We start from the raw sequence: 26,038 nt of genomic DNA, 5'->3' as shown, positions 1-26,038 counted from the left end.
CCTTCTCCGCATGCCCAGTGATTTCGCCTTGAAGACCATGAACGCCGTCCACCGCGTCATCCAGAAGGTCAGCGGCGGCCGCGCCGGCTGGCAGGTCGCCGGGATGACCGTCCTGGAACTGACCACCATCGGCCGCAAATCCGGCCAGCCGCGCACCGTGCTGCTGACCTCGCCGCTGCGCGAGGGAGACGCGTACGTCATCGTCGCCTCCCGCGGTGGTGACGACCAGCACCCGGCGTGGTTCCTCAACCTCCGCGACAACCCCGACGTCCAGGTCACCCTGAAGGGCGAGACCGCGCGCCCGATGGTCGCGAGTGTCGCCGACGCCGACCTGCGTGCCCGCCTGTGGCCGAAGATCACCGCGGACTACAAGAACTACGCGCAGTACCAGACCAAGACCGAGCGGGAGATCCCTGTCGTCCTGCTCTCGCCCAAGGCCCAGAACAAGGCTTAGCACGGCATCCCCCGCATGAGGCGGGTCCATCGGCCCTACCGGTGAGTCGGTAGGCCGGGGACCGTGGACCTCGACGCAGTGGAACTACGAGAACGCGGGGATGCCGATGTCCGACTCCTTGGGTCTCGAGACGCTCGACCGCGAGCAGTGCCTGGCGCTGCTCGCGGGCGCCGGGCTCGGCAGGGTGGTGTTCACCTCCCGTGCCCTGCCCGCGATCCAGCCCGCCCGGTTCGCGCTCCACCATGGCGCGATCGTGGTGCGGACGCCGTCACAGAGCGCGTTGTTCGCCGGGATCCTCGACAGCGTGGTGGCGTTCGCGGTCGACGAGTTCGCCAAGGACCTGGGAACCGGTTGGTTCGTCACCGTCGTCGGCCGGGCCTCCGAGGTACGTGATCCGATCGTGATCGCGGAGCTCGCGACCCTGCCGCTGGGCTGCTGGACTGGTGGAACGGACTCCCGATATCTCAGGATCCCCATCGAGTCGGTAACCGGACGAAGGATCCTCGGCGTGTGCAGTAACGAAGCACTGTCCGTGATCGACGCACCAGGTGAGCGATCCGGGCGCGTTTGTCACTCCTGACCCCACTGCCCGGTGCGGTAGCCCGGGACGGTGACGGCGGTGCGGCGGGTGAGTGCGGCGAGTGACGCCAAGGCGCCCAGGATTCTGGACGCCGTGGCCGGGATCGCCCGCGATCTCAGCCTGTCCGACGTGCTGCGGCGCATGGTGGAATCCGCCTGTGAGCTGACCGGTGCGCCGTTCGGCGCGCTGAGCGTGCTCGATTCGGACGAGTTCATCCGCTTCGGCGACGCCTGGGAGCGGCCGCCGTCCGAGGACGAGTCGCGCGTGATGCCCATCCGCGTACGCGGCCGCATCTTCGGGATGCTGTACCTCGCCCGCAAACCGGGCGGCGCGGAGTTCACCGAAGCCGAGGACGACCTGCTCGTCGCGCTCACCGCCGCGGCCGGTGTGGTGATCGAGAACGCCGCGCTGTTCGACCAGGTGCAGCGGCGCGAGCGCTGGCTCGAAGCGTCCTACCACGTCACCGGCGCGCTCCTGGCCGACCAGGATCTGACCGCGACCCTGCACCTCATCGCCGAACGCGCCCGCGTCGTCGCCGGCGGCACCGCGGGGGCGGTGGCCCTGCCCAGCGGCGACGGGCAGCTGGTCTTCGAGATCGTCGAGCCGCCGGGGCCGGACGCCGACAAGCTCGCCGGTGTCGCCGTGCCCACCCGAGGCACCGCGACCGGGATGGCGTTCACCAGCGGGAAACCCGTGGTGGTCCGGGACTACGGCGAGAAGGTGCTCGAATACCAGGGCGACAACGCTTCCGCGATGCCGGCGGCGATCAAGGACCTGGACTCCACGATCGCCGTCCCGCTGATCGTCGGCGAGGAGAAGCTCGGCGTCCTGCTGGTGGCGAAGTTCCGCGACAAGACGCCGTTCTCCGCCTACGACGTCCAGCTCGCCGAGACCTTCGCCGCGCACGCCGCGCTCGCGGTCGAATTCGCCCGCGCGCAACAGGACAGGCAGCGGCTCGCCGTCTTCGAGGACCGCGACCGGATCGCCCGCGACCTGCACGACCTGGTGATCCAGCGGCTGTTCGCGATCGGGCTCGGCCTGGAGGGACTCAGCAGGCTCGCGTCCGAACCCGCCGTCGCCGACCGCGTGACCGGCTTCGCGCACGAGATCGACCGCACCATCCGCGAGATCCGCAACAGCATCTTTTCACTGCAGGAACCGGCGGAGGCGCAGGGCAGCCTCCGGTCGGAGCTGCTGCGCGTCGCGCTGGACGCGGGCTGCGCGTCCGAACCCCGGGTCGGGTTCGACGGGCCGCTCGACTCGACCGTGCCGGACACGGTCCGCTCCGACCTCATCGCGACCCTGCGCGAGGCACTGTCCAATGTGGTCAGACACGCGGAGGCGACGACGGTGTCGGTCGACGTCTCGGTCGACCGCGACGGGCGGTGGCTGAAACTTTCGGTGGTGGACGACGGGGTCGGCATGCCCGCCGAACCCGGCCATCGCAGCGGGGTCTCGAACCTCGCCGAACGCGCGGCCCGCTGGAACGGGTCGTTCAGCGTCGAAGCGAGGCCGGAAGGCGGGACGAGACTCGACTGGTCGGTGGAGCTGCCGGCCCGACAGGGGAGTGTGGGATGACGATTTCGGTGTTCCTGCTGGACGATCACGAACTCGTCCGCACCGGGCTGAAGACCGTCTTCGAGGCGGAGGACGATTTCACCGTGGTCGGCGAGGCGTCCACGGCCGCCGAGGCGTTCGTGCGGATCCCCGCGGTCAAACCGCAGGTCGCGGTGCTCGACGTCCGGCTGCCGGACGGTGAGGGGGTCAGCGTCTGCCGGGAGATCCGGGCGTCCGTCGACCCACCGCCCGCCTGCCTGATGCTGACGTCCTACTCCGACGACGACGCGTTGTTCGGCGCGATCATGGCGGGCGCGGCCGGGTACATGCTCAAGCAGGTCTCCGGTGGCGCGCTCGTCAAGGCCGTCCGCACGGTCGCCGCCGGGGGATCGCTGCTGGACAGCACGCTGACGGCGTCGGTGATGAACCGGCTGCGCGGCGAGAGCGACCTCCCGGACCCGCGGTACGAACAGCTGAGCCCGCAGGAGCGGCGGGTCCTCGACCACATCGCCGACGGGCTGACCAACCGCCAGATCGCGGAAAAGCTGTTCCTGGCGGAGAAGACGGTCAAGAACTACGTGTCGTCCCTCCTGCACAAGCTCGGGTTCGAACGCCGCACCGCCGCCGCCGTCTACGCCACGCAACGCCGCAAGCCGACCTCCTAGAAGAACGTGAACCCACCGGCGAAGTCCGGGTCCTCACGCAGCACCCGGCGCAGTTCGTTGAGCGCCCGGTGCTGGGTGACGCGGACCGCGCCCGCGCTCGCCATACCCAGCGCGCCCGCGGTCTCCTCGGCGCTGAACCCGTGGATCACGCGGAGCACCAGCACGTCACGCTGCTTCGCCGACAGGACCTCGAACAGCCGGGACAGCCGGCGGCTGCGGTCCGCCTTCTCGACCTCTTCGAACGTCGGGTTCCACGGCCCGTCCAGCTCGGGCTCCGGATCGGGCACCGGCGCGGACGGATCGCGGGCCAGGCTCCGGCGGATGTCGGCGACCTTGTGCGAAGCGATCCCGAAGACGTAGGGCAGGAAGCTGTTGGCCTGGTGGCTGAAGCGCGGCAAAGCGACGAGCACGGCCATGAGGACTTCCTGGGCGCAGTCCTCGGCGTTGGAGATGCCGCGCGTGGCCCCGCCCAGCCTGCCCGCGCAGTACCGGATCACGATCGGCCGGAGAAGTGTCAGCAGGCTCCCGACGGCCAACCGGTCACCCTGGATCGCCGCGCGGATCACTTCGCCGTCCGGTTCTCCCGGCCGGGGCACGCGCGAGGCACTCTTTCCCGCCGAGTGCGCATCGGCGCTGTATGTCGGGCGCACGGCTTCGGCCACGGCGGTCACGCCGGCCGGGCCGTTCTCGGTGTGTCCTTGTGCGTTCCCATGGTCCCCACCTCCCGAAAGCCCCCAGCCCTCTTTGGCCTTTTCGACGTTACGGAGCGCGTTCGCGCGTCACACCGGTACAGCAGCCCGGAGTAGTCGGGTCTTATGGCCCTGGTGGCGCCCGGGTATGGACTTTCCCCGGATTGGTCTAGACAATTAGCCCAGCGCGGCGGCAGGCCGCCCTTGATCCGGAGGAATCGCGATGAGGCGTTCCAGATCCCTGGCCTTTCTGGCCGTTGTGGTGCTGACCTTCGCCGGGCTGATAACGGGAGGCGGCACCGCGAGCGCGGCCAACCTGCTTCTCAATCCCGGCTTCGAGGCGGGTTCGACGTCCGGCTGGTCCTGCGCGGCGGGCGCGGCCGTGACCACACCGGTCCGCTCGGGCGGTTACGCCGTCTCGGTCACGCCCGGCTCGACGATCGGGAAATGCGCACAGACGGTATCCGTCAAGCCCAGCACGACCTACGCGGTTTCCGCCTGGGTGAACGGGAACCCGGTGTACCTCGGCGTCACCGGCGGCCCGTCGACCTGGACCGCCGCGACCTCGTACACGCAGCTTTCGCTGTCGTTCACCACGACGGCCACGCAGACGACGGCGGAGGTGTACGTCCACGGCTGGTACGGGTCGGGCACCTTCTACGCGGACGACATCAGCCTCGACGGACCCGGCGGCGGGACCCCGGGAGCGCCTCCGGCACCGGGAAATCCGGCCGCGGGCACGGTGACGAACTCGTCGATCGCGCTGTCGTGGGGAGCCTCGGCGGGCACGGTGACGGGATACCGCGTGTACGAGGGCGGGACCGTGGTCGCGACGGTGACCGGGACTTCGGCGACGGTTTCGGGGCTGACGGCCTGCACCACGCACAACTATTCGGTGGCCGCGTACAACAGCGCGGGAGAATCGCCGAAGACCGCGGAAGTGAGTGCCACGACCTCCGGCTGCGTCGACACGGGCCTGCCGAAGCACGCGCTGATCGGCTACCTGCACGCGAGCTTCGCCAACGGCTCCGGCTACACGCGGATGGCCGACGTCCCGGCCGCCTGGGACATCGTCAACCTGGCCTTCGGTGAGCCGACTTCGGTGACCTCGGGCGACATCCGATTCACGCGGTGCCCGGTGGCGGAATGCCCGACCGTGGAAAGCGACGCGGACTTCATCGCCGCGATCCGCGCGAAACAGGCGCAGGGCAAGAAGGTCCTGATCTCCATCGGCGGGCAGAACGGCCAGGTCCAGCTGACCACGACCGCCGCGCGCGACGCCTTCGTCAGTTCGGTTTCCGCGATCATCGACCGGTACGGGCTGAACGGGCTCGACATCGACTTCGAGGGACACTCGCTGTACCTCAACTCCGGTGACAACGACTTCCGCAATCCGACCACGCCGGTGATCGTCAACCTCATCTCGGCCCTGAAGACACTGAAAGCCAAGTACGGCGCGGGATTCGTGCTGACGATGGCGCCGGAGACGTTCTTCGTGCAGACCGGATACCAGTACTACGGCGGCCTCGGCGGCGCCGACAACCGGACGGGTTCGTACCTGCCGGTGATCCACGCGATGCGGGACGCGCTCACGGTGTTGCACGTCCAGGACTACAACTCCGGACCGGTGATGGGCCTGGACAACCAGTACCACTTCATGGGCGGCGCGGACTTCCACATCGCGATGACCGACATGATCAAGGCGGGCTTCACGGTTTCCTCGACCGGGTTCCGGTTCCCGGGGCTGCGGGAGGACCAGATCGCGTTCGGCCTGCCCGCCGCAGTGAGCGCGGGCAACGGGCACACCGCTCCGGCGGCGGTCCAGTCGGCGCTGAACTGCCTGGTGAAGAACTCCGGCTGCGGGTCGTATTCCTTGCGCGGCGGCGCTTCGCCGGCGCTGCGCGGGCTGATGACGTGGTCGATCAACTGGGACCGGTACTACGGCTGGGAATTCCAGAACGCTCACGAGCCGTTCCTGAACGCCCTGCCCTGACCCCGGCGGTCGGTCCGTGAAGGCCTCCTTGAGGGACCCAGGGTCCCTCAAGGAGGCCTTCACGGACAGCTTCGTGGGTCGCCCACGCAAGTAGGTGACTAATTGCGCAGGGGGCCTGCACGCGCTTGGGTCTGGCTTGATGCTGCGCGGACGCTCACGCAAGTGGGCCGGGAAGGGTTGTGAAAGCCACTTTCGCAACCTTCAACGTTGCGAAAGTGGCTTTCACAACTCCAATTCCGGTGCGGGGCGCGGTCGGCTACCCCTGCGACCCACCCGGCCGACGCATTTCGTCCTCTGAATGCGGCCCGTGCGTAAAGGAGCGGGCCCGCACCGTGCAGCATCGGTGCGGGCCCGCGGTTCGGGGAGCCACCTATCGGGGAAGGGACGTCAGAAGCCCGCGGTGATCCGCGTGAAGTCCCAGTCGTTCTGCGCGATACCACTGCAGTTCTCGGCGACCCCGCCACCGGGACAGGGCCGGTCACGGTTGGCCGACCAGAAAGCGAGCCTGGCGATCTTGTTCGTCTTGGACCAGGTGGTGATCTTGGTCCAGGTGTCGAGACTCGTCAGCTCCTGCTGGTCCGAAAGGCCGTTCATCCCGCTGATGCCCAGGTGGCTGTACGCCGTGGCGTCGTTCCATCCGAACGTCGACTTCAGCTTGTCCCGCAGGCCGTTCGCGGCCTTGATGGTGTTGCCGTACATGTCGGCGCCGCCACCGAAGTCGAACGGCATGATCGTGTAGACGTCGATCCCGGCGTTCAACACCTTCGACTGGTCGATGAGCCGGTTGCCCCAGGAGTTCGGGCCGCTGGTCGTCGTGCCGAAGGTGAGGATGGTCTGGATACCGGGGTTGTTCGCCTTCACGATCTTCAACGCGTTCAGGACGCGGTCCTGCACGGTCGCGTTCTCGAACTCGTCGGTGTTCTCGATGTCGATGTCGATCGCCTTGAGACCGTAGGCGTCGATCACCTTCTGGTAGGCACCGGCGAGCGCTTCCGGCGTCGAGCAGTTCGGGCCGAGCTTGTTGCCGCTCCACCCGCCGAAGGACGGCACGATCTGCCCGCCCGCGGCCTTGATCTGCGCGATCGCGTTCGCGTCGACGCCGCCCTGCAGCGGACGGCTGCCGTCCCACGCGGGGTTGCAGCCGTTCGAGGCCAGCACGAACGCCAGGGTGAACCACTTGATCCCGGTCGCGTTCATGACCGTCTGCGGGTTCGGCGGGCTGCCCCAGCCCATGTACAGATACGGCGCGCCACGGCCGCCGGGCAGCGGCGGGTTGCTCGTGGTGGTCGTCGGCGGGTTCGACGTCGACGTGGTCGTGGTCGTGGTCGGGGAGGAAGTGGTGGTGGTCGGCGTCGTGGTCGGCCCGCCGCCGCCCGGATCGCACGAACCACCGTTGATCTTGCAGTTCGCCGGGGCGACGTAGCTCCCGGAGTACTTGACGTTGAAGCCGAAGCTGGTACTGCCACCGTTGGAAAGGTTGCCGTTCCAGGTGTTCTTCACCGTCACGTGCTGGCCGGAGGCCGAGTAGCTGCCGTCCCACAGCGAAGCGATCGAATGTCCCGCGGGGAGGTCGAATTCGACCGTCCACGTGGGAAGGCTCGACCCCGAGTTGTTGCTGATCGTGTACTTGCCCTCCCAGCCGGAGCCCCAATCGGAGCCCTTGCTGAAGGCGGCGCCGACGCCGCCGGCCGCGGAGGCCGGCGCGATCACGAGGACCGCGCCGGCCGTTGCGGCAGCGGCGGCCAGGCCGACGGCCTGGATCCAAGTCCGCTTAGCCACTTCTCAAACCTCTCAGTTCAGGCCATTGCGCATGGCCGTGACCAGTTCACCGTTGCCGGTGTCACCACTGAGCTCCCAGAAGAACGCGCCGCCGAGACCCTGGTTCTTGGTCCAGCCCATCTTCGAGTTGATGGTCGCGGGAGTGTCGTAGCTCCACCAGTTGTTGCCGCACTTCGCGTACGCGGTGCCCGCGATAGTGCCCGTCGACGGGCAGCTGTTCTTGAGGACCTTGTAGTCCTCGATGCCCGCTTCGTACGTGCCCGGTGCCGCACCGGTCGCGGTGCCGCCCGGGGCGTCCTGCGTGACGCCGGTCCAGCCTCGGCCGTAGAAACCGATACCCAGCAACAGTTTGCTGGCCGGAACACCCTTGGCCTTGAGCTTCTGGATGGCCTCGTCGGAGTTGAAGCCCTGCTGCGGGATGCCCGGGTACGCGGTCAGCGGCGAGTGCGGGGCCGTCGGGCCCTGCGCCGCCCAGGCGCCGAAGAAGTCGTACGTCATGACGTTGTACCAGTCGAGGTACGCCGACGCGGGGCCGTAGTCGGCGAGGTCGAGCTTGCCGCCGCTGCTGGCGTCCGCGGTGATCGCGGCGGTGACCAGGAACGAGGAACCGAACTTGGTGCGCAGCGCCTGTGCCACGTTCTTGATGGCGGCGGGGCCGCTGGTGTCACAGGTGAGACCGCAGGCGTTCGGGTACTCCCAGTCGATGTCGATGCCGTCGAAGACGTCGGCCCACCGCGGGTCCTTGATCAGCTTGTAGCAGGATTCCGCGAACGCGGTGGGGTTCTTCGAGGCCTGGCCGAAGCCGCCGGACCAGGTCCAGCCACCGAACGACCACAGCACCTTGAGGCCCGGGTACATCTTCTTCAGCTTGCGCAGCTGGTTGAAGTTACCGCGGATCGCGCCCGCGTCCCACGAGTCCGCGACACCGTCCACACTGGACCCGGCGTCGTAGAACTTGTCGTAGTCGGCGTAGGTGTCGTCGTTCGCGGTGCAGGAACCGTTGGTGACGTTGCCGAACGCGTAGTTGATGTGCGTCAGCTTCGCCGCGGAACCGGAAGTGTGAATGTTCTTCACGTGGTAGTTACGGCCGTAGACGCCCCACTGCACGAAGTAGCCGAGGTTCTTCTTCGCGCCCGGGTTGGGGTTCGAAGTCGTCGTGGTCGGCGGGTTGCTCGTGGTGGTCGTCGTGGGCGGGTTCGACGTCGTCGGGTTGGACGTCGTGCTCGTGGGCGGGTTGCTCGTCGTCGGGGTGCCCCCACCCGGATCGCAGGAGCCGCCGTTGATCTTGCAGTTCGCGGGCGCGGTGTAGGCGCCGGAGTACTTGACGTTGAAGCCGAAGCTGACGGAACCGCCGTTAGGAACGCTGCCGTTCCAAGTGTTCTTGACGGTCACGTGCTGGCCGGAGGCGGTGTAGCTGCCGTCCCACAGCGAGGCGATCGAGTGGCCCGCCGCGAGGTCGAACTCGAGCGTCCAGGAAGTGAGGCCCGATCCCGAGTTGTTCGTGATCGTGTACTTGCCTTCCCAGCCGGCCCCCCAGTCCGAACCCTTGGTCAGGGTGGCTCCGACCCCGCCCGCCGCGGCCGCCGGCACGGTCACCAGACCGACGGCCAGTGCCGCGACGGCCGTGAACAGGCCGACCAGATGCCATCTCTTTCTTGACATTTCACTCCTTACAACACGGTGCAGGGAAATGATCTTGGAGACGATTCCGTCAAAGGGAAATCGGTGACATCGCGTTGCCACGGCCGAAACCGGGCAGGCGGGGATGCGTCTTCATCGACCACCTCCATGCGGAACGCTTTGTTGCGGGAGACGGTACGTGGTCTGGACCAATATGGGAAGCATCACTACGCAGAGTGGTGATTTTCCTGCGAACGGCCTAATACGTTCGACAGCGTTAACCGTTCACAGGTTCGGTGCCGTTCACCGACGGAATTCGTCCATTTCGCCGAGCCGCGCGATATTCGCCGATTCGTCGGCGTCCGGCGCGATCCCGGAAAGGAACACCTCGGTGATTTCGACGGCGACGTCGGGAGCGAGCCGCTTCAGGCTCATCGCCAGCACGTTCGCGTCGTTCCACTTGCGCGCGCCCGCGGCGATCCAGGTGTCCCAGGCCAGCGCCGCACGCACGCCGGGGACCTTGTTGGCCGCGATCGCCGTGCCCGTCCCGGTCCAGCACATCACCACGCCGAAGTCGGCGTCTCCGTCGGCGACCGCCTTGCCCACCGCCGCGCCGAGTTCCGGCCAGAGTTCCGACGTCGCCGGGTGGATCACCTCGTGCCCGGCCTCGGCCAGGAAGGCCTGGACGGCGTCCGTGGTGGCGTTCCGGTCGTCGGCGGAGAAGGCGATCCTCATGTCCGGATCGTAACGCCGCGTCAACAGGTGACGACCCGGAAGTCATGGGAGGATCTCGTCGTGGACTCGTCTGCGGAGGAGCGCCAGGTCCAACGTGACCAGGAGATCGCCAGGACACGGATTCTCGACACCGCCGCCCGCCTGGTCGGCGAGACCGGCTTCGCCCGGCTCAAGATCGGCATGATCTGTGCCAGGACGGGTTATCCGAGCGGCGTCGTCTACCAGCTGTTCGGCTCGAAGGAAACGCTGGTGCAGCGGCTCGTCGAGTTCGCCGCGGAGAAGTTCGCCGACGCCTTCAGCGCCGCCGTCGCCACCCGCACCGGCGGGCTGACACCCAGCCCGATGGACATGCTGCGCGCGTTGCTGGACATCTTCTTCGAGCTGCTCACCGACATGCCGCCGCTGAACCGGGCGTTCGTGGTGCTCTGGACGGACGCGACCGTGGGTGATCCGGCGGTGCGGTCGGCGATGACCGAGGCCGACCGCCGGTACCGGTTCGCCATCGCGCAGACCGTCGCCACCGGGATAGCCGACGGCTCGATCTCCGGTGTCCGCGACCCCGACGCGTACGCGGCGGCGCTGGTCGGACAGCTGCGCGGGATCGCCGTGGCCGCGATCATCGATCCCGGCGGAATCGATCTGCGCGCCGTCCGCGCGGAGATGGAATACGCCGTGAACCGGCTCGCCTAAGAGGTTTTGGTCAGCTGAGCCGCGCCGAACGAGACGTCGAACCGGTCGCACCAGATGCTGACACTCGAATAGCGGGTCAGGTCGGTGCCCGCGGGCAGGGTGTAGTTCTGGCTTCCCTTGTTGCCCTTGAGCTTCCCGGCGCTCACGTGCGCGCCGTCGTCGAACACGAACCAGCCGTCCTTGCCGGGGAGCACCGGCGCGTCGGTGAGCAGGACCCGCAGGTCCGGGCCGTTGCTCGTGTCGAGATTCTCCAGGCGCAGCACCATGGATCCGTCCTCCGCGCGCAGGATCCGGACACCGCCGCTGGTCTCGTGTTCGTGGCTGATCAGTTCCCCGGTCGCCACGAGTGTGGGCTTTTTCGGTGCGGGTACGGCACTTTCGGTGGTCTGGGCCGAGGTTTGGGGCAGGGGAAGCGACTCCTGGACCGTTTCGTCCACCCAGAGCTTCCACGGCTGGAACCAGTAGAGGCCCGCGGCCACCGCCACCAGCAGCCCGGCCGCCAGGACGGCGAGTACCCGCTTGCGTTTCATGGAGTCATTCAACCGCGCGAACCGTCCGGATCGCCGGGTTCGCGCGGTTACCGAACCCTTACGGCGTGAGCACCACCTTGCCCGCGACCGTCCCGGATTCGGCCAGCCGCAGGGCCTCCGCGACCCGGCTCAACGGCAGCCGCGCCGCGACCTGTGCGGTGATCGTGCCGTCCTTCAGTGCGGCGAAGACCTGGGTGAGGTCTTCGCGCAGGCGGGCGCGGAACCGGTTCTTGGCGAAGGACCGTCCGGCCCAGACGTTGAAGAAGTACGCGTTGCGGCCGTTCGGGAGGCTGTTCCACACCATGACGCGGACGAGGATCTTGAGCACGGGCAACTGCTTGGAGCCCTCGTCGTCGCGAGTCGCGGCGCTGCCGTAGGAGACGAGGGTGCCGCCGCGGGCGAGCAGTTTCCACGACGCGGGCACGCTGGCGCCGCCGACGTGGTCGAAGACGGCGTCGACACCCTCGGGCGCGAGCTCGCGGACGCGGGCGGAGATGTCCTCGGTGCGGTAGTCGATCGGCGTGACTCCCAGGCGTCGCAAGGCTTCGTGATGCCGCTCCGACGCCGTGCCGATCACCCGGACACCCGCCTGCGCGGCGAGCTGGACCAGCAGCGAGCCGACCCCGCCGTTCGCGCCGTGGACCAGGATCGTCTGCCCGGCGCGCACCCGGGCCTTGCGGTGCAGCATCTGCCACGCGGTGATGCCGTTGACCACGGCGGTCTCGGCCTCCTCGGCGCCGAGCCCGTCCGGGACGGGGACGACGTCGGCGGCGTCGAGGACGACGTGGCTGGCCCAGCTCCCGACCTTCGTCAGCGCGGCGATCCGGCGGCCGGCGAGGCCGCTGTCGACCCCGTCGCCGGTGGTCAGCACCGTGCCGACCAAGTCGTAGCCGGGGACGAAGGGGAAGGGCGGCTGGTCGTAGTACTTGCCGCGGCGCATCTGCTGCTCGGCGAACGAGACCCCGGTCGCCTCCATCGCGACCACCACCTGGCCGGGGCCCGGTGCGGGGAGCGGGCGTTCCCGCAGCTCCAGGCCTTCCGGCTCGACCTTGCCCGGCAGTACCACCTCGGTCAGCGTGTTCATCTCGATCTCCCTGAATGCTTGTCGTGTCCGTTAGAGCCTGTAACTATAGTGAGCACTGCTCTCGGAAAAGTCAAGCGGGATCACGGCTGGGTTTCGGTGCCTTGACCGGGTTCCCGCCGCTTGACACGATTGCCGATCTGAAAAGGGCATATCGGACGGAGGCCCCGCGATGGGTTCGGCGATGTTTTCGGTCCTCTTGCCCGTCGCGCTGGCGCTCGTCATGTTCGGGCTGGGACTGACCCTGACCGTCGGCGACTTCACGCGGGTGCTGAAGTACCCGAAGGCCGCCGTCATCGCGTTGGTGTGCCAGATGATCGTGCTGCCCGCGATCTGCGTCGGCCTGATCCTGCTGTTCGGCCTGGACGGGGTGCTCGCGGTCGGGATGATGCTGCTCGTCGCGTCGCCCGGTGGGACGTCGGCGAACCTGTTCAGTCACCTCGCCGGCGGCGACGTCGCCCTGAACGTCACGCTCACGGCGATCAACTCCGTGCTGGCCGTGTTCACGCTGCCGCTCGTGGTCGGCCTGTCGATGGCCTGGTTCCTCGACGGCGGCGCGTCGGTCGGGCTCCAGCCCGCGAAGTTCGTGCAGGTGTTCGCTATCGTGCTGATCCCGGTCGTGCTCGGGATGGCGGTGCGGAGCCGGTTCACCGGCTGGGCCGAGCGGATGCGCAAACCGGTCAAGATCGGCTCCGCCGTGGTGCTCGTGCTGGTGATCGCGGCCGCGATCGCACAGGAGTTCCGGACCCTGGTGGACAACATCGGGACGCTCGGGCCGGTGGCGCTGGCGCTTTCCGTGCTCAGCCTCGCCATCGGGTATTACGTGCCACGGCTGTTCCGGGTGGACCGCGGGCAGTCGATCGCGTCCGCCATGGAGATCGGCGTCCACAACGCCACCCTCGCGATCGCCGTCGCGATCTCCGTCCTCGGCGACAAGGCGATGGCCGTACCCGCCGGGATCTACGGCGTGCTCATGTTCCTTCCCGCCGGGATCGCGGCCGTGCTGCTGTCCCGCGGCAGGGAGACCGCGCGGGTCTGAGTTACGTTGGGGGTGTGCGGCGTTCCCCCAGCGGAGACATCCTCGACGTGAACGGTGTGCCCGTCCATGTCCGTCAAGACGGTGCCGGGACGCCGTTGCTGTTGCTGCACGGGTATTGCGGGTCGGTGCACTGGTTCGACCGGCTCACCCTCGGCCTGTCCGCGGCGCACCACGTGATCCGGGTGGATCTGCTGGGTCACGGGTGCACCGGCGGTTCGTCCGGGCTCGACCCGGTGTCGCAGGCGCGTGTGCTGGCAGGTGTCCTCGAATCGCTGGGCGTCGAAAACGTCCTGGTCGCTGGTCATTCCTTCGGTGCCGACGTCGCGCTCGCGCTGGCCGAGATTTCGCCGCGTGTCAAGGCTTTGGTGGTGATCGGGCAGGCGCCGGACTACAGCTACGCGTCCTTTCCGCCCGGCAGCCCGGTTCTGCTGCCGCTGGCAAGCGCGCTCGTGCGGCTGGTGGCCAACCGGCGGTGGGTCCGGCTAGCTTCCCGCTTTCGCCGGCAGAGGTGGTTCGACGATCCTTTGCAGGACTTGGTGGATCACGCCGCCACCGCTCCCGCGATGGCCCGGGTGGTGCTCGTGGATCGCGCGCGACGGCTCGCGTTTCGTCCTCTCGATGCGCAGGTGGCGGCTTTGGGGTTGCCCTGCTTGGTGATTCTCGGGCGGCGGGACCGTTTTTACGACTGCGACAAGACTTTCGCCCGGTATTCGGCGGTGGGGGCCCGGGTCGAGGTCGTGGAGGGTGCCGGGCATTCGCCGTTCCTGGAACGGCCGGGCGAGGTGGCTCGGTTGCTTCGGGAGTTCAGCCTTCACGCGCAGGCGTCCCCGATCGCCTGATCCAGCACGCCGAGTCCTTCCGCCAGTTCGTCCTCGGTGGCCGTCAACGGGGGAGCGATCCGGAAGACCCCGCCCATTCCCGGCAGCTGCACGATGTTCATGTGCAGTCCCAGTTCGAGGCACCGCCGCGTGACCAGCGCGCCCAGTTCGTCGGAGCTCTGTTTCGTGGAGCGGTCCGCGACGAGTTCCACGCCGACCAGCAGACCCCGGCCGCGGATGTCGCCGACGACGTCATGACGACCGGCGATGTCGTCGAGGCCCCGGCGGAGGAAGGCGCCGAGTTCGGTGGCGCGTTCGTCGAGGCGGTCGCGGGTGAGGACGTCGAGAACGGTGTTCCCGACGGCCGCCACCAGCGGGTCCGCGACGTGCGTGGTGAAGAACAGGTAGCCGCGATCGTGCGCCTCCTGCTCGATCTCCGCGCTCGTGATCACCGCCGCCAGCGGGAGTCCCGCGCCGAGCGTCTTGGACAGCGTCAGGATGTCGGGGACGACGCCGTCGCGCTCGAACGCGTACCAGTTTCCCGTGCGGCACAAGCCGGTCTGCGCCTCGTCGAGGATCAGCAGCATTCCGCGTTCGCGACATTTCTCCCGCAGGGCGGCGAAATAGCCCACCGGTGGTTCGATGATCCCGCCGGAACTGAGGATCGGCTCGACGATGCAGGCCGCGAGACTGCCGACGGACTGGGCGTCGATCATTTCGAACCCGAAGTCCAGCTGACGCTTCCAGTCCAGTTCCCCGTCAGGCGTCAGGAAGTCCGGCCGGTAGGAATTCGGCGCGGGGATGGCGAAGTTCCCCGGTGCGGTCGGGCCGTAGCCCTTGCGGCCCGCGCTGTAGGTCGCGTTCGCCGCCGCCTGCGTCATCCCGTGCCACGACCGCGCGAACGACACGATCTCGTGCTTGCCCGTCACCAGTTTCGCCATCCGGATGGCGGCCTCGTTCGACTCCGCGCCGGTGGTCAGCAGCAACGCCTTTTCCAGCGGTGACGGCAAAGTCTCGGCCAGCCGCCGGGCGAGGTCGACGACGGGGCGGCTCAGCATCCCGCTGAACAGATGGTCGAGCGAGCCGATCTGCCGCCGGACGGTCTCGACGATCTCGGGATGCGAATGCCCGAGGATCGCGCTCATCTGCCCGGACGTGAAGTCGAGGATCCGCCGTCCGGACTCGGTGAACAGATAGCTCCCGGCGGCGTGGTCGATGATTTCGCGGGTGAAGTCGCCGGCCCCGGCGTAGCGCACGAGGTGCCGGTCGGCGTCGGCCCAGAAACGGTCGACGGTGGACAGGTCGGTGGTCGGAGCAGCCATGCCTCGACGGTAAAGCGCGTCCGAGCGACACGTCCATCTCACAATTCCGGCTGTGCTGTTCGGTTGATCCGTACAATAATGGCCGTCATGCTGAACCCGTGGAGGCTCAGCCTGCTGAGCAGGCTGGACACACTCGGCACCGTCCGCGCGGTCGCGAAGGCGGCCAACCTGAGCGCGTCGAGCGTGTCCCAGCAGCTCGCGGTCCTCGAAGCCGAGACCCGGACCCAGCTGCTGGAACGCACCGGCCGCCGCGTCCGGCTGACCCCGGCCGGGCTGATGCTGGCCCGCCGCGCGCGGGCGATCCTCGACCACATGGACACCGTCGAGGCGGAGCTGCGCGGTCTCGGTGAGGCACCCGCCGGGCTCGTCCGCCTCGGCGCCTTCCAGAGCGCGATCCACACCATCGCCGTCCCCGCGGTGACCCGGCTGGCCCGTTCGCATCCGCAGCTGGACATCGAACTGCTCGAACTCGAACCCCACGTGAGCATGCCCGCGCTCCGCGTCGGCGACGCCGACGTCATCGTCACCACCACGGACTTCGTCGAACAACCCCTCGGGCCGGACATCGACCTCGTACCGCTCGCGACCGACCCGATCGTGCTCGTCGTCCCACCCGGCCATCCGGCCGCCGGGCGGGGCCCGGCCGACCTCGCCGCCTACGCGAGCGAGCCCTGGGCGTTCGACATCCCCCAGTCGTACATGGCGAACCTCGCGACCCGGCTCTGCCGCGAAGCGGGCTTCGAACCGCGTGTGGTCGCCCGGTTCAGCAACTACATGATGACCTTGCAGCACGTCGAAGCCGGGCTCGCGATCGCACTCCTGCCCGGCCTCGCCGTCGACAAGCGCTACCGCGTCGCCACCCGCGAACTCGCGACGCCGGTCAACCGGTCCATCACCGCCGCGATCAGGCGCGGGTCCGCGCCTCGCGCCGCCGTCGACCTGGTTCTGGAAGCGATCCGGAGTCATCCCGAACTGCCGCTGTGAACCCGTGCCGCCGCGCCACCAGCACCACGGCCAGCGTCGGCACGAGCAGCACCAGGACACTCCAGGGGAACGCCTCGGCGCCGAAGCCGTCGAGGAGGACACCGCCCGCGATCCCGCCGCCCGCCATCGCCGCGTTCCACAGGGTGACCAGCATGGCCTGCGCGATGTCCGCCGCGCCGCCCTTGTCGCCCGCCTGCGCGGCGGCGGTCTGCAGCAGCGTCGGCACACCGCCCCAGCCGAGCCCCCACAGTGTCACCGCGACATAGACCAGCGCCGGATTTTCGCCCAACAGAGCCAAGATCGTCGCCCCGAGCGCCACGAGAAGGCTGCCCGCGACGGTCAGCGCGCGCAGCCGCCGGTCGATGAGCACGCCGACGAACCAGATGCTGACCATCGACGCCACCCCGAACACCAGGAGGATCCGGTCGACGGAACCGCCCATCGACACGTGCCCGAGGAAGGTGGCGATGTAGGTGTAGAGGATGTTGTGCGCCAGCACGAAGGTCAGCGTCACGAACAGAACCGCGGCCACGCCGGGCACGGCGAGGGTCCTGCGCACCGGAAGCCTGCCGCCCTTGTCCTGGCCCGGGAAATCGGGGACGGCCAGCGCGATCCAGCCGAGCAGGCCGAGCGCGAGCACCGACATGATCGCGAACGTCACCTGCCAGCCGAAGGCGCCGCCCAGGAACGTGCCGGCGGGGATGCCCAGCGAGAGCGCCAGCGGGATACCGGTCATCACGACGGCGATCGCCTTGCCCCGCACCGGTTCCGGCGCCAGCCGCCGGGCGTACCCGGTCAGCAGCGCCCAGACCACGCCTGCCGCGATCCCGGCGACGAACCGCGCGCCGAGCGTCAGCGGGTAGTTCGTGGACAGTGCCGTGACCGTGTTGGCGACGGCGAAACCGGCCACCCCGGCCAGGAGCAAACGTTTGCGCCGCCAGCCCGCCGTCGCCGCGGACAGCGGGATCGCGGTGAGGGCGGTGCCGATCGCGTACACCGTCACCAGTTGGCCTGTCGCCGCTTCGCCGACGCCGAGCCCGGCGCTCATCGCGGGCAGCACGCCCGCGGGCAGGGCTTCGGTGAGGACGGTGACGAACGCCGCCGTGGTCAGCGCGAGCAGCGCGCCGAGGGGGAGTTTCGGAGTCATGGTCCGTATGCTCGAACCATCACATAGATGTGAAGGTCAAGTCGGCTGGGGTGAGGTGGCGCACATGCGGATCGGGGAGCTGTCGGAGCGGACGGGGACGTCGCGCCGTCTGCTGCGGTATTACGAGGAGCAGGGGCTCATCATCTCGCAACGTCAGGCCAACGGCTACCGCGACTACGACGAGCCGTCGGTCGACAGGGTCGTCCAGGTCCGCGGTCTGCTCGACGCCGGGCTGCCGACCCGGATCATCAAGCAGATCCTGCCGTGCCTGGACAAACCCCGGCAGATCTACTTCCCGGACGCGACCACGGAGATGCTCGAAACCCTGGAAGCCGAGCGCGACCGCATGACCAGGCGCGCCGAATGCCTGCTGCGCAACCGGGACGCCATCACCGAGTACCTCGACGCGGTCCGCGCTCGCCGTTGAGCTGAAGGGGACTTTCCCCGCATCCGATGGGGGGAAAGCTCCCTTCGCCGCGTCTCATGTGGGGAAAGTCCCCTTCGGCCATCTCTGGTCTTGACAGTACGAGAAAGCGCTTTCAGGATGAGGGCAGGAAAGCGCTTTCAAAGGAGAACGGATGACCACGCGGAAACTCGGCGTCGTGATGAACGGCGTCACCGGGCGGATGGGCTATCGGCAGCACCTGGTGCGCTCGGTCCTGGCGATCAGGGAGGCGGGCGGGGTCGAACTGTCCGACGGATCGCGGGTCCAGCTGGAGCCGGTCCTGGTGGGGCGCAACGCGGACAAGCTCGAAGAGATCGCCACGCGGCACGGGCTGACCCGCTGGACCACCGACCTCGACGCCGCCCTCGGCGACGACGATCTCCCGCTCTACTTCGACGCGCAGCTGACCGCCGTCCGGGAGAAGTCGATCGTCCGCGCCATCGACGCGGGCAAGCACATCTACACCGAGAAGCCGGTCGCGGAGTCGGTCGAAGGCGCGCTCGCGCTGGCACGGCACGCGGAGGCCGCCGAGGTCAAGAACGGCGTCGTCCACGACAAGCTGTACCTGCCCGGCCTGCTCAAGCTGAAGCGGCTGATCGACAGCGGTTTCTTCGGCGAGATCCTGTCCGTGCGCGGGGAGTTCGGCTACTGGGTCTTCGAGGGTGACTGGCAGGCCGCGCAGCGCCCCAGCTGGAACTACCGCGCCGAGGACGGCGGCGGCATCGTCGTCGACATGTTCTGCCACTGGAACTACGTGCTGGAGAACCTCTTCGGCGCCGTCAACGCCGTGACCGCGAAGGCCGTCACCCACATCCCGGAGCGCGTCGACGAGAAGGGCGAGCGGTACGCCGCCACCGCCGACGACTCCGCGTACGCGATCTTCGAGCTCGAAGGCGGCGTCATCGCCCAGCTCAACTCGTCCTGGTGCGTGCGGGTCCACCGCGACGAACTGGTGGAGTTCCAGGTCGACGGTACTCGCGGCAGCGCGGTCGCGGGCCTGCACAAATGCGTCATCCAGCCGAGGGAGGCCACGCCGAAGCCGGTGTGGAACCCGGATCTGGCCGAGACGCGGTCCTACCGCGCGCAGTGGCAGGAAGTGCCGGACAACGAGGACTTCGGCAACGGTTTCCGCGCCCAGTGGGAGCAGTTCGTCCGCCACGTCGAGGAGGACGCGCCGCACCCCTACGACTTCATGGCAGGGGTGCGGGGCATCCGGCTCGCGGAAGCCGGCCTCGAGTCGTCACGCGAGGGCCGCCGGATCTCGCTGGGCTAGCGCCCGAAAACGGTCCCGGGGTCTTCGGCGATCAGTACCGAGATCTCCCGGATCTTGCGGTTCGTGTGCTGCGAAGCCTCGGTGAGCCACCGGAAGGCTTCTTCGGCGTTCAGTTCCAGACGGGCCATCACGATTCCCTTCGCGGTGGCGATGGCGTCCCTGGTCTCCAACGCGGCGACCAGGGTCTCCGCCTGTCTTTCGGCCGCGGCCCAGCGGGAAGCGGTGAGGATTATCGCCGAGATCGCCGAGGTGAACATCGCGACCAGGGCCGCCTCGACCGGGTCGAAGGCGTTTTCCTGGAAGCTCCAGACGTTGAGCGCGCCCGCCAGCGGCTCGCTGTCACGACGCCTGAAGTGGGATTCGTCGGGGACGAACAGTGGACAGGCCAGCGCGGTCCGAACGCCGAGTTGTTCGGCGGCGGTCGCGAAGTCCGGCCAGCGCTCGGCCGCGGTCTCCAGCCGGGTCCGGACGATCGTCCCGCTCTCGGCGGCCTTCAGGCACGGTCCCTCGTCCGCGCTGTACTGCGCCTTGTCCAGGGGAAGCAGGGACTCGTCGGTGGCGGCGACGGTGCTCGGCTCGTCGTCGGAGTACAGCGTGACCGTCGCCGCGTCCGCGCCGGGCAGCAGCCCGACGACCTTCTTCGCCACCCGTTCCAGCAACTCGTCTCGGGGCTCGTCGAGCCGCATCGACTCCGTGAGCTCACGCAACGCCGACGCGGTGTCACGAAACTGATCCATCGTGTCCCTTTCCCACGGCCCGCCCGGTCTGGACCGGCCTCCCCAAAACGTACTCGTTCTGGCTAGCGGGTCATTGGCCGATTCGGGGTAACCGGCTGGTACCCGGCCGGTTCGGCGGTCATCGACCCTTCACCGTGGGTGAGTCCGGGCAGCTGCTGTTCGAACCGGGTGACCTCGCCCGTGGGCAGGACGCCCGTCAGCTCGGCCCGGTCGCCGCGCGCCGCCGAGCCGGTGACGGTCCCGCCGCATTCGACCAGCTTGGAGAGCGTCGCGGTCACCGAGTCGGCGGGCAGTTCCACCTCGACGCGGCTGACCGGTTCGAGCACCTCGGTCCCGGCTTCCCGGAGCGCTTCCTCAAGGACGAGCGGGGTGACCTTGCGGAAGTCGCCGGCCGCGCTGACCGGGCTGAAGTAGCCGGTGTGGGTGACGGTCACCACGCAGTCGATCACCTCACGGCCGGACGGGCCCCGCAGCAGCGCCGCGTCCACGGTCTCCTCGATGGCCTTGTGGAAGGCGAGCGGGAGGGAACCGAGTTCGACGTCGAGGCCGAAAGTCAGCCCGGAGCCCGGTTCGCCGGGGCCGACGCGCAGCCCGAGCGTCGCGTAGTGCGGATTCCGTTTCTCCGTGATGAGCCACACCGAGGCGCCCGTGCCGGTCGGCCGTTCGACGCGAACGGGCCGGGTGAGGCTGAACTCGACGTCGAGGCCGTGCTGTCCGGACAGGGTCTCCGCGATGATCTCCTTCTGTACCTCGCCGTAGAGCCGCACCGAGATCTGCCGTGTCTCGGCGTCCTGCCGGACGGTGATCAGCGGATCCTGTTCCGCCAGCTCCCGCAGGGCGGCGAACACCGACGGCGTTTCCGCGGGCCGGGCGGGACTGACCACGGTTTCCAAGGCAGGCGACGGAAACTGCGTCGAGGCGCCCGCGGTGCCGGGGACGCCGACGCGGTCTCCGATCCGGATCTCCTTGAGTCCCGTGACCTTGGCGATCTGCCCGGCCCGCGCGCGGCCCTCGACGGTTTCGTCGCCGAGTTCGAAGACGCGCACCGCGCTCACTTTCGCCTCCGTCGTGACCAGCCCGCCCGGGCCACGACGATGGAACTCGACGTGGTCCCGCGCGCCGATCTCGCCGGAGAACACGCGGACGTAGGCGATCTTCTCGTGCGCACGGCCGCGTTCGATCTTGAACACCGAGGCGCGCAACCGGCCGTCCGGCGCGGGTTTCCCGGCTCCCGCAAGGAATTCGCGGATGCCGGAGGTCAGTTCGCCGATCCCTTCGCCGCTGCGCGCGGAACCGAAGAAGACAGGGGAGACGACGCCGAGCCTGGTCTGGCGGACGACCTCGGCCCGGTAGTCCTCGGGTGTCACCGTGTCGGCGAGGTACGCGGCGAGGAAGGCGTCGCTGTGCTCGGCCAGCTGTTCGGCCAGCCTGGGCGACGGCGAGACCGCGCGCGGCCGGGCCTTCGCGTCCGCCGTACCGAGGTCGTCGACTTCGGACATCGGCACGCACGCGACGCCGAGGCGTTCGGTGAGGTCGGCGAGAAGGGCGTCGTCGCGTGCGCCCGCCCTGTCGATCTTGTTGGCGAAGATCAGCACGGGGATCCGCAGCCGCGTGAGCGCGCGCATGAGCACCCGGGTCTGCGCCTGCACCCCCTCGACGGCGGAAACGACGAGGACGACACCGTCGAGCACCCGCAGCGCGCGTTCGACCTCGGCGATGAAGTCCGGGTGGCCCGGGGTGTCGATCAGGTTGACGCGCAGGTCGCCGATGCGGAAGGACACGACGGCCGAGCGGATGGTGATGCCACGACGGCGTTCCAGCTCCATCGTGTCGGTGCGGGTGTCCCCGGCGTCGACGCGGCCGAGGGTGCCGATGGCACCGGTGTGATGGAGCAGGCGCTCCGTCAGGCTCGTCTTACCGGCGTCGACATGGGCGAGGATCCCGATGTTCAGGTACGTCATGGATGAACGGCTCCAGGGCTGTCGAAAGGTCCGTACGACTGGGGAACTCGACAGCTCGGCGCACGCCGCTCTCCTTCTCTCGGGAAGCACCTGGACCGCCGGACGTTAGCAGCGTGTTTCCGGCCGGTCACGCGATTTAAGGCCGGGCGTTGACTTGGCACGTGCCATGGGCTGTAATTCTTGGACATTTCAGCGCAAGAACATGACAAGAATCAGGAAGATTCCGCTCAGTCCCCGCACCGGAGCAGAGGAATGTCATGAGAACGAAGCGCCTTCTGTCGCGCGCGATGACGTACGCAGCCCTGTCCCTCCTTCTGGCCCCGCCCGCCATCGCGGCGAGCGAAACCCCGGCCCCAGCCGCCGCCGTCGAAGCCGCCGACGCGACGTACACCGCCGGCAGTCAGCTGGCCGGCTACGCCGTGGCCAACGTCGGAGACGGCGACCAGGCCACTTACTGGGAAAGCACGAACAACCAGTTCCCGCAGTGGGTCCAGGCCGATCTCGGCGCGGCCACGGACATCGCCCGGCTCGTGCTCAAACTGCCGTCCGGCTGGGAAGCCCGCACCCAGACCATCTCGGTGCAGGGCAGCGCGAACGGCACGAGCTTCGGCGACCTCGCGCCTTCGGCCGTCCACCGGTTCGATCCGGCGACCGGCAACACCGTCACCCTCGACGTCACCGGGAACACCCGGTTCGTGCGGCTGACCATCACCGCCAACACCGGCTGGCCCGCCGCCCAGCTCTCGGAGTTCGAGGTGCACGGCCCGGCGGGCGGGGACACGCGTCCGCCGTCCGCGCCGGGGAACCTGACCTACACCGAGCCGTCGAGCGGGAAGATCCGGCTGAGCTGGTCGGCTTCGGCCGACAACACCGGCGTCACGGGCTACGACGTCTACGCCAACGGGCAGCTTCGGGGCAGCGTCGCCGGGGACGTCCTGACCTACACCGACGACCAGCCGGAAAGCGCGACCGTCGCCTATTCCGTGCGCGCCCGCGACGCGGCGGGAAACCAGTCGCCCAGCAGCGGCACGGTGACCCGAGCCGGTACCCAGGCCGGGACGAATCTCTCGCTGGGCAAGCAGATCACGGCGTCTTCGGTCCAGCACACCTACGTCGCGGCCAACGCGAACGACGACTCCGTGACCACGTATTGGGAGGGCGCGGCGTACCCGAACCTGCTGACCGTGGCGCTCGGGTCCAACGCCGAGTTGGACCGGGTCGTCGTCAAGCTCAACCCTGATCCCGCCTGGGGCCAGCGGACGCAGACGATCGCGGTCGAAGGGCGTGACCAGGGCGCGACGGCGTTCACCGCGCTGGCGCCCGCGCAGACGTACACGTTCGCCCCGTCGAGCGGGAACACCGTGACGATCCCGGTCACCGGCCGCGCCGCCGACGTCCGTCTGCGGATCACCGCCAATTCCGGTGCCCTCGGTGGTCAGGCCGCGGAGTTCCAGGTCTTCGGCGTCCCCGCGCCGAACCCCGACCTGACGGTCTCGGGCGTTTCGTGGTCGCCGCAGAACCCGGTGGAAACCGACGCGATCACCGTGTCGGCGACCGTCCGCAACGCCGGGACCGCGGCCTCGGGCGCGACGAACGTGAACCTCTACCTCGGTACGGCGAAGGCCGGCACCGCCCAGGTCGGCGCTCTCGCGGCCGGAGCGTCGGCGACGGTGTCGGCGAATATCGGAGCCCGGGAGGCGGGCAGTCACCAGATCACCGCGAAGGTCGACGAAGCCAACGCCGTCATCGAGCAGGACGAGGGCAACAACTCCTACACCGGTTCGACGGCGCTCGTCGTCAGCCCGGTGCAGAGTTCCGACCTCGTCGCGGCCACCGCGTGGTCGCCGAACAACCCCACGGTGGGCGACACGGTGACCTTCAGCGCGACGGTGCGCAATCAGGGCACGGTCGCTTCGGCGGGCGGCGCTCACGGCGTCACGGTGACGATCACCGATCAGAACGGCGCGGTCGTCAAGACGCTCAGCGGTACGTACACCGGCGCGATCGCCGCCGGGGCCACCGCGCCGCCGGTGAACGCCGGCACCTGGACCGCCGGAAACGGCCGGTACACGGTGAAGACGGTCGTCGCGAACGACACCAACGAACTGCCCGCCAAACAGGCCAACAACACGAGCACGCAGGCGCTGTTCGTCGGCCGCGGCGCGAACCTGCCCTACGACATGTACGAGGCCGAGGACGGCGTGGTCGCGGGCGGCGCGTCCGTGATCGGCCCGAACCGGAAGATCGGCGATCTCGCGGGCGAAGCGTCGGGCCGCAAGGCCGTCACGCTGAACTCGACCGGCTCTTCGGTCGAATTCACCACCCGCGCGGCGACGAACACCCTGGTGACCCGGTTCTCGATGCCGGACGCCGCGGGCGGTGGCGGGCAGAACTCGACGCTGAACGTCTACGTCGACGGCACGTTCCTGAAAGCCATCGATCTGACTTCGCGGCACGCTTGGCTTTATGGCCCCGAAGCCGCTCCGCAGAACTCGCCGGGCGCCGGTCCGGCGCGGCACGTCTACGACGAGGCGAGCATGCTGCTCGGTACCACCGTGCCCGCCGGGCACAAGATCAAGCTGCAGAAGGACGCGGGCAACGGCCTGAACTACGCGATCGACTTCGTGAACTTCGAGCTGGTCACCGCGACCGCGAACCCCGACCCGGCGCGCTACGCCGTCCCGGCCGGGTTCACGCAGCAGGACGTGCAGGCCGCGCTGGACAAGGTCCGCCAGGACCCGAACCTCACCGGCGTCTTCCTGCCACCGGGGCAGTACCCGATGACGAACAAGGTCACCGTGTACGGGAAGCCGATCACCGTGGTCGGCGCCGGGCCGTGGTTCACGAAGTTCACCGCGCCCGCCGGGCAGGAGAACACCGACATCGGGTTCGACGCGCAGGCGAGCGCGAGCGGTTCGACGTTCGGCGGATTCGCCGTGTTCGGGAACTACACCTCCCGCAACGACGGGCCGGGCAAGGTCTTCAACTTCACGAACGTCTCGAACATGACCATCGACGACATCTGGGTGGAGCACCAGATGTGCCTGCTCTGGGCGACCAATGTGGACAACACCACGGTGAAGAACTCGCGGATCCGCGACACGTTCGCCGACGGCGTCAACTTCACCAACGGCAGCACGGGGAACCGGGTCACCAACAACGAGGCGCGCTCGACCGGCGACGACAGTTTCGCGCTGTTCGCCGCCACGGATCTCAACCAGGGCAACCAGTACGACAACGTGTTCGAGAACCTGACCGTGCTGCTCCCGTGGCGGGCGGCGGGTCTGGCGATCTACGGCGGGTACGGCAACACCTTCCGGAACCTCTACATCGCGGACACGCTGACGTACTCGGGGATCACGGTCAGCTCGCTCGACTTCGGCTACCCGTTCCTCGGGTTCGGCCCGCAGCCGACGACCGTCCAGAACGTCTCGCTGGTCCGCACCGGCGGTCATTTCTGGGGACAGCAGACGTTCCCCGCGCTGTGGATGTTCTCCGCGTCGAAGGAGTTCAGGGGTATCCGAGTGTCCGATGTGGACATCCAGAGCCCGACCTACAGCGGCATCATGTTCCAGACCAAGTACACCGGAGGCAACCCGGAGCACCCGGTCGAAGACACGGTGCTGACGAACGTGTCGGTCAGCGGTGCTCAGCGCAGCGGTGACGAGTTCGACGCGAAGTCCGGGATCGGGATCTGGGCCAACGAGCTGCCGGAACCGGGGCAGGGCCCGGCCGTCGGCGCGGCGACGTTCACCGGCCTCACCCTGAGCGACAACGCCGAGGACATCCGGAACAAGACGAGCACCTTCACCCTCACCCGCAACTAGCGCCCACTAGCGCCCAAGTCCGTGAAGGCCTCCTTGAGGGACCCAGAGTCCCTCAAAGAGGCCTTCACGGACTCCCGCCGAGAGACCGTTGCTGAAGTGCGGAATCCGTGCT

Annotated in this window: 22 protein-coding genes; 12 read left to right on the top strand and 10 right to left on the bottom strand. The window is 68.6% G+C overall.

All coding sequences use genetic code 11. The annotated features are described in order from the left end of the window. Positions 1-10: 10 nt before the first annotated feature. The 4 genes from B0293_RS39285 to B0293_RS39270 all read left to right on the top strand — a co-directional run bounded on the left by B0293_RS39285 (position 11) and on the right by B0293_RS39270 (position 3,256). Complete coding sequence (locus tag B0293_RS39285) at positions 11-454, top strand: nitroreductase family deazaflavin-dependent oxidoreductase (protein WP_005165987.1); 444 nt, start codon at positions 11-13, stop codon at positions 452-454. Between the two features lie 100 nt (positions 455-554). Further along, a complete protein-coding gene (locus tag B0293_RS39280; protein ID WP_005165986.1) occupies positions 555-1,034 on the top strand; it encodes a pyridoxamine 5'-phosphate oxidase family protein in 480 nt (159 codons plus the stop codon). Positions 1,035-1,064: 30 nt separating this feature from the next. Then, positions 1,065-2,612, top strand: a complete 1,548-nt coding sequence (locus B0293_RS39275) for a sensor histidine kinase (RefSeq protein ID WP_052014596.1) — start codon at positions 1,065-1,067, stop codon at positions 2,610-2,612. Continuing rightward, positions 2,609-3,256 carry a response regulator gene (locus B0293_RS39270; protein WP_005165981.1) on the top strand — a complete coding sequence of 216 codons (648 nt, stop codon included), beginning with the start codon at positions 2,609-2,611 and terminating at the stop codon, positions 3,254-3,256. The genes B0293_RS39275 and B0293_RS39270 overlap by 4 nt, the downstream gene beginning before the upstream one ends. Here the strand turns inward: B0293_RS39270 and B0293_RS39265 are convergent. Next, positions 3,253-3,852 carry a sigma-70 family RNA polymerase sigma factor gene (locus B0293_RS39265; RefSeq protein WP_005165980.1) on the bottom strand — a complete coding sequence of 200 codons (600 nt, stop codon included), beginning with the start codon at positions 3,850-3,852 and terminating at the stop codon, positions 3,253-3,255. The genes B0293_RS39270 and B0293_RS39265 overlap by 4 nt on opposite strands. Before the next feature lie 316 nt (positions 3,853-4,168). On the opposite strand from B0293_RS39265, the gene B0293_RS39260 reads away from it, so the two are divergent. Continuing rightward, positions 4,169-5,938, top strand: a complete 1,770-nt coding sequence (locus B0293_RS39260) for a chitinase (protein ID WP_005165978.1) — start codon at positions 4,169-4,171, stop codon at positions 5,936-5,938. Between the two features lie 387 nt (positions 5,939-6,325). Here B0293_RS39260 and B0293_RS39255 read toward each other — a convergent pair whose 3' ends face one another. The 3 genes from B0293_RS39255 to B0293_RS39245 all read right to left on the bottom strand — a co-directional run bounded on the left by B0293_RS39255 (position 6,326) and on the right by B0293_RS39245 (position 10,072). Then, positions 6,326-7,717, bottom strand: coding sequence for a cellulose binding domain-containing protein (locus B0293_RS39255; protein WP_005165976.1), 1,392 nt, complete (start codon positions 7,715-7,717; stop codon positions 6,326-6,328). A 12-nt stretch (positions 7,718-7,729) separates the two neighbouring features. Further along, positions 7,730-9,379 (bottom strand): glycosyl hydrolase family 18 protein, encoded by a 1,650-nt coding sequence (locus tag B0293_RS39250; RefSeq protein ID WP_005165974.1) that lies wholly within the window; start codon positions 9,377-9,379, stop codon positions 7,730-7,732. 261 nt (positions 9,380-9,640) lie between these two features. Next, positions 9,641-10,072: an RpiB/LacA/LacB family sugar-phosphate isomerase gene (locus B0293_RS39245; RefSeq protein ID WP_005165972.1), complete on the bottom strand. Its 432-nt coding sequence runs from the start codon at positions 10,070-10,072 to the stop codon at positions 9,641-9,643. A 60-nt stretch (positions 10,073-10,132) separates the two neighbouring features. Between B0293_RS39245 and B0293_RS39240 the strand changes: the two genes are divergently transcribed. Continuing rightward, positions 10,133-10,762 (top strand): TetR/AcrR family transcriptional regulator, encoded by a 630-nt coding sequence (locus B0293_RS39240; protein ID WP_005165970.1) that lies wholly within the window; start codon positions 10,133-10,135, stop codon positions 10,760-10,762. Here the strand turns inward: B0293_RS39240 and B0293_RS39235 are convergent. Together B0293_RS39235 and B0293_RS39230 are read right to left on the bottom strand one after the other, a co-directional pair. Further along, positions 10,759-11,292 (bottom strand): DM13 domain-containing protein, encoded by a 534-nt coding sequence (locus B0293_RS39235; RefSeq protein ID WP_005165968.1) that lies wholly within the window; start codon positions 11,290-11,292, stop codon positions 10,759-10,761. The genes B0293_RS39240 and B0293_RS39235 overlap by 4 nt on opposite strands. 58 nt (positions 11,293-11,350) lie before the next feature. After that, entirely contained in the window at positions 11,351-12,376 is a 1,026-nt protein-coding gene (locus tag B0293_RS39230; protein ID WP_005165966.1) for a medium chain dehydrogenase/reductase family protein, read from the bottom strand. Positions 12,377-12,545: 169 nt separating this feature from the next. Between B0293_RS39230 and B0293_RS39225 the strand changes: the two genes are divergently transcribed. Further along, positions 12,546-13,412 (top strand): bile acid:sodium symporter family protein, encoded by an 867-nt coding sequence (locus tag B0293_RS39225; protein WP_005165964.1) that lies wholly within the window; start codon positions 12,546-12,548, stop codon positions 13,410-13,412. Between the two features lie 95 nt (positions 13,413-13,507). After that, entirely contained in the window at positions 13,508-14,251 is a 744-nt protein-coding gene (locus tag B0293_RS39220; protein ID WP_245192105.1) for an alpha/beta fold hydrolase, read from the top strand. Here B0293_RS39220 and B0293_RS39215 read toward each other — a convergent pair. Then, positions 14,224-15,552: an aspartate aminotransferase family protein gene (locus tag B0293_RS39215; protein WP_039919509.1), complete on the bottom strand. Its 1,329-nt coding sequence runs from the start codon at positions 15,550-15,552 to the stop codon at positions 14,224-14,226. The genes B0293_RS39220 and B0293_RS39215 overlap by 28 nt on opposite strands. An 87-nt stretch (positions 15,553-15,639) precedes the next feature. On the opposite strand from B0293_RS39215, the gene B0293_RS39210 reads away from it, so the two are divergent. Further along, on the top strand, positions 15,640-16,536 hold the full coding sequence (locus B0293_RS39210) for a LysR family transcriptional regulator (protein ID WP_039919513.1): 897 nt from the start codon (positions 15,640-15,642) through the stop codon (positions 16,534-16,536). Here B0293_RS39210 and B0293_RS39205 read toward each other — a convergent pair. Next, entirely contained in the window at positions 16,457-17,683 is a 1,227-nt protein-coding gene (locus tag B0293_RS39205; RefSeq protein ID WP_005165958.1) for an MFS transporter, read from the bottom strand. The two genes, B0293_RS39210 and B0293_RS39205, sit on opposite strands and share 80 nt — an antisense overlap. Before the next feature lie 64 nt (positions 17,684-17,747). Here B0293_RS39205 and B0293_RS39200 point away from each other — a divergent pair, with 64 nt between their 5' ends. Both B0293_RS39200 and B0293_RS39195 read left to right on the top strand, forming a co-directional pair. Continuing rightward, positions 17,748-18,110, top strand: coding sequence for a MerR family transcriptional regulator (locus B0293_RS39200; protein ID WP_039919508.1), 363 nt, complete (start codon positions 17,748-17,750; stop codon positions 18,108-18,110). Positions 18,111-18,261: 151 nt separating this feature from the next. Further along, complete coding sequence (locus tag B0293_RS39195; protein WP_005165953.1) at positions 18,262-19,401, top strand: Gfo/Idh/MocA family protein; 1,140 nt, start codon at positions 18,262-18,264, stop codon at positions 19,399-19,401. Here the strand turns inward: B0293_RS39195 and B0293_RS39190 are convergent. Beyond that, a complete protein-coding gene (locus B0293_RS39190; RefSeq protein ID WP_005165952.1) occupies positions 19,398-20,138 on the bottom strand; it encodes a GAF and ANTAR domain-containing protein in 741 nt (246 codons plus the stop codon). The genes B0293_RS39195 and B0293_RS39190 overlap by 4 nt on opposite strands. Before the next feature lie 62 nt (positions 20,139-20,200). Next, a complete protein-coding gene (locus B0293_RS39185; RefSeq protein WP_005165950.1) occupies positions 20,201-22,099 on the bottom strand; it encodes an elongation factor G in 1,899 nt (632 codons plus the stop codon). 257 nt (positions 22,100-22,356) lie between these two features. On the opposite strand from B0293_RS39185, the gene B0293_RS39180 reads away from it, so the two are divergent. Continuing rightward, positions 22,357-25,926: a CARDB domain-containing protein gene (locus B0293_RS39180; protein WP_005165948.1), complete on the top strand. Its 3,570-nt coding sequence runs from the start codon at positions 22,357-22,359 to the stop codon at positions 25,924-25,926. Positions 25,927-26,038 lie beyond the last annotated feature (112 nt).

The organism is Amycolatopsis azurea DSM 43854, from assembly GCF_001995215.1.
Lineage (GTDB): Bacteria > Actinomycetota > Actinomycetes > Mycobacteriales > Pseudonocardiaceae > Amycolatopsis > Amycolatopsis azurea.
Note: the sequence above shows the minus strand (reverse complement) of the source record. Positions and strands in the feature narration are given on the sequence as shown.

What these genes read in the sequence shown, in the direction of transcription:
- B0293_RS39285 (WP_005165987.1), top strand. Translation starts at nt 11, where the DNA reads ATGCCCAGTGATTTCGCCTTGAAGACCATGAACGCCGTCCACCGCGTC.
- B0293_RS39280 (WP_005165986.1), top strand. Translation starts at nt 555, where the DNA reads ATGCCGATGTCCGACTCCTTGGGTCTCGAGACGCTCGACCGCGAGCAG.
- B0293_RS39270 (WP_005165981.1), top strand. Translation starts at nt 2,609, where the DNA reads ATGACGATTTCGGTGTTCCTGCTGGACGATCACGAACTCGTCCGCACC.
- B0293_RS39260 (WP_005165978.1), top strand. Translation starts at nt 4,169, where the DNA reads ATGAGGCGTTCCAGATCCCTGGCCTTTCTGGCCGTTGTGGTGCTGACC.
- B0293_RS39250 (WP_005165974.1), bottom strand. Translation starts at nt 9,379, where the DNA reads ATGTCAAGAAAGAGATGGCATCTGGTCGGCCTGTTCACGGCCGTCGCG.
- B0293_RS39245 (WP_005165972.1), bottom strand. Translation starts at nt 10,072, where the DNA reads ATGAGGATCGCCTTCTCCGCCGACGACCGGAACGCCACCACGGACGCC.
- B0293_RS39235 (WP_005165968.1), bottom strand. Translation starts at nt 11,292, where the DNA reads ATGAAACGCAAGCGGGTACTCGCCGTCCTGGCGGCCGGGCTGCTGGTG.
- B0293_RS39230 (WP_005165966.1), bottom strand. Translation starts at nt 12,376, where the DNA reads ATGAACACGCTGACCGAGGTGGTACTGCCGGGCAAGGTCGAGCCGGAA.
- B0293_RS39225 (WP_005165964.1), top strand. Translation starts at nt 12,546, where the DNA reads ATGGGTTCGGCGATGTTTTCGGTCCTCTTGCCCGTCGCGCTGGCGCTC.
- B0293_RS39215 (WP_039919509.1), bottom strand. Translation starts at nt 15,552, where the DNA reads ATGGCTGCTCCGACCACCGACCTGTCCACCGTCGACCGTTTCTGGGCC.
- B0293_RS39210 (WP_039919513.1), top strand. Translation starts at nt 15,640, where the DNA reads ATGCTGAACCCGTGGAGGCTCAGCCTGCTGAGCAGGCTGGACACACTC.
- B0293_RS39205 (WP_005165958.1), bottom strand. Translation starts at nt 17,683, where the DNA reads ATGACTCCGAAACTCCCCCTCGGCGCGCTGCTCGCGCTGACCACGGCG.
- B0293_RS39200 (WP_039919508.1), top strand. Translation starts at nt 17,748, where the DNA reads ATGCGGATCGGGGAGCTGTCGGAGCGGACGGGGACGTCGCGCCGTCTG.
- B0293_RS39195 (WP_005165953.1), top strand. Translation starts at nt 18,262, where the DNA reads ATGACCACGCGGAAACTCGGCGTCGTGATGAACGGCGTCACCGGGCGG.
- B0293_RS39190 (WP_005165952.1), bottom strand. Translation starts at nt 20,138, where the DNA reads ATGGATCAGTTTCGTGACACCGCGTCGGCGTTGCGTGAGCTCACGGAG.
- B0293_RS39185 (WP_005165950.1), bottom strand. Translation starts at nt 22,099, where the DNA reads ATGACGTACCTGAACATCGGGATCCTCGCCCATGTCGACGCCGGTAAG.
- B0293_RS39180 (WP_005165948.1), top strand. Translation starts at nt 22,357, where the DNA reads ATGAGAACGAAGCGCCTTCTGTCGCGCGCGATGACGTACGCAGCCCTG.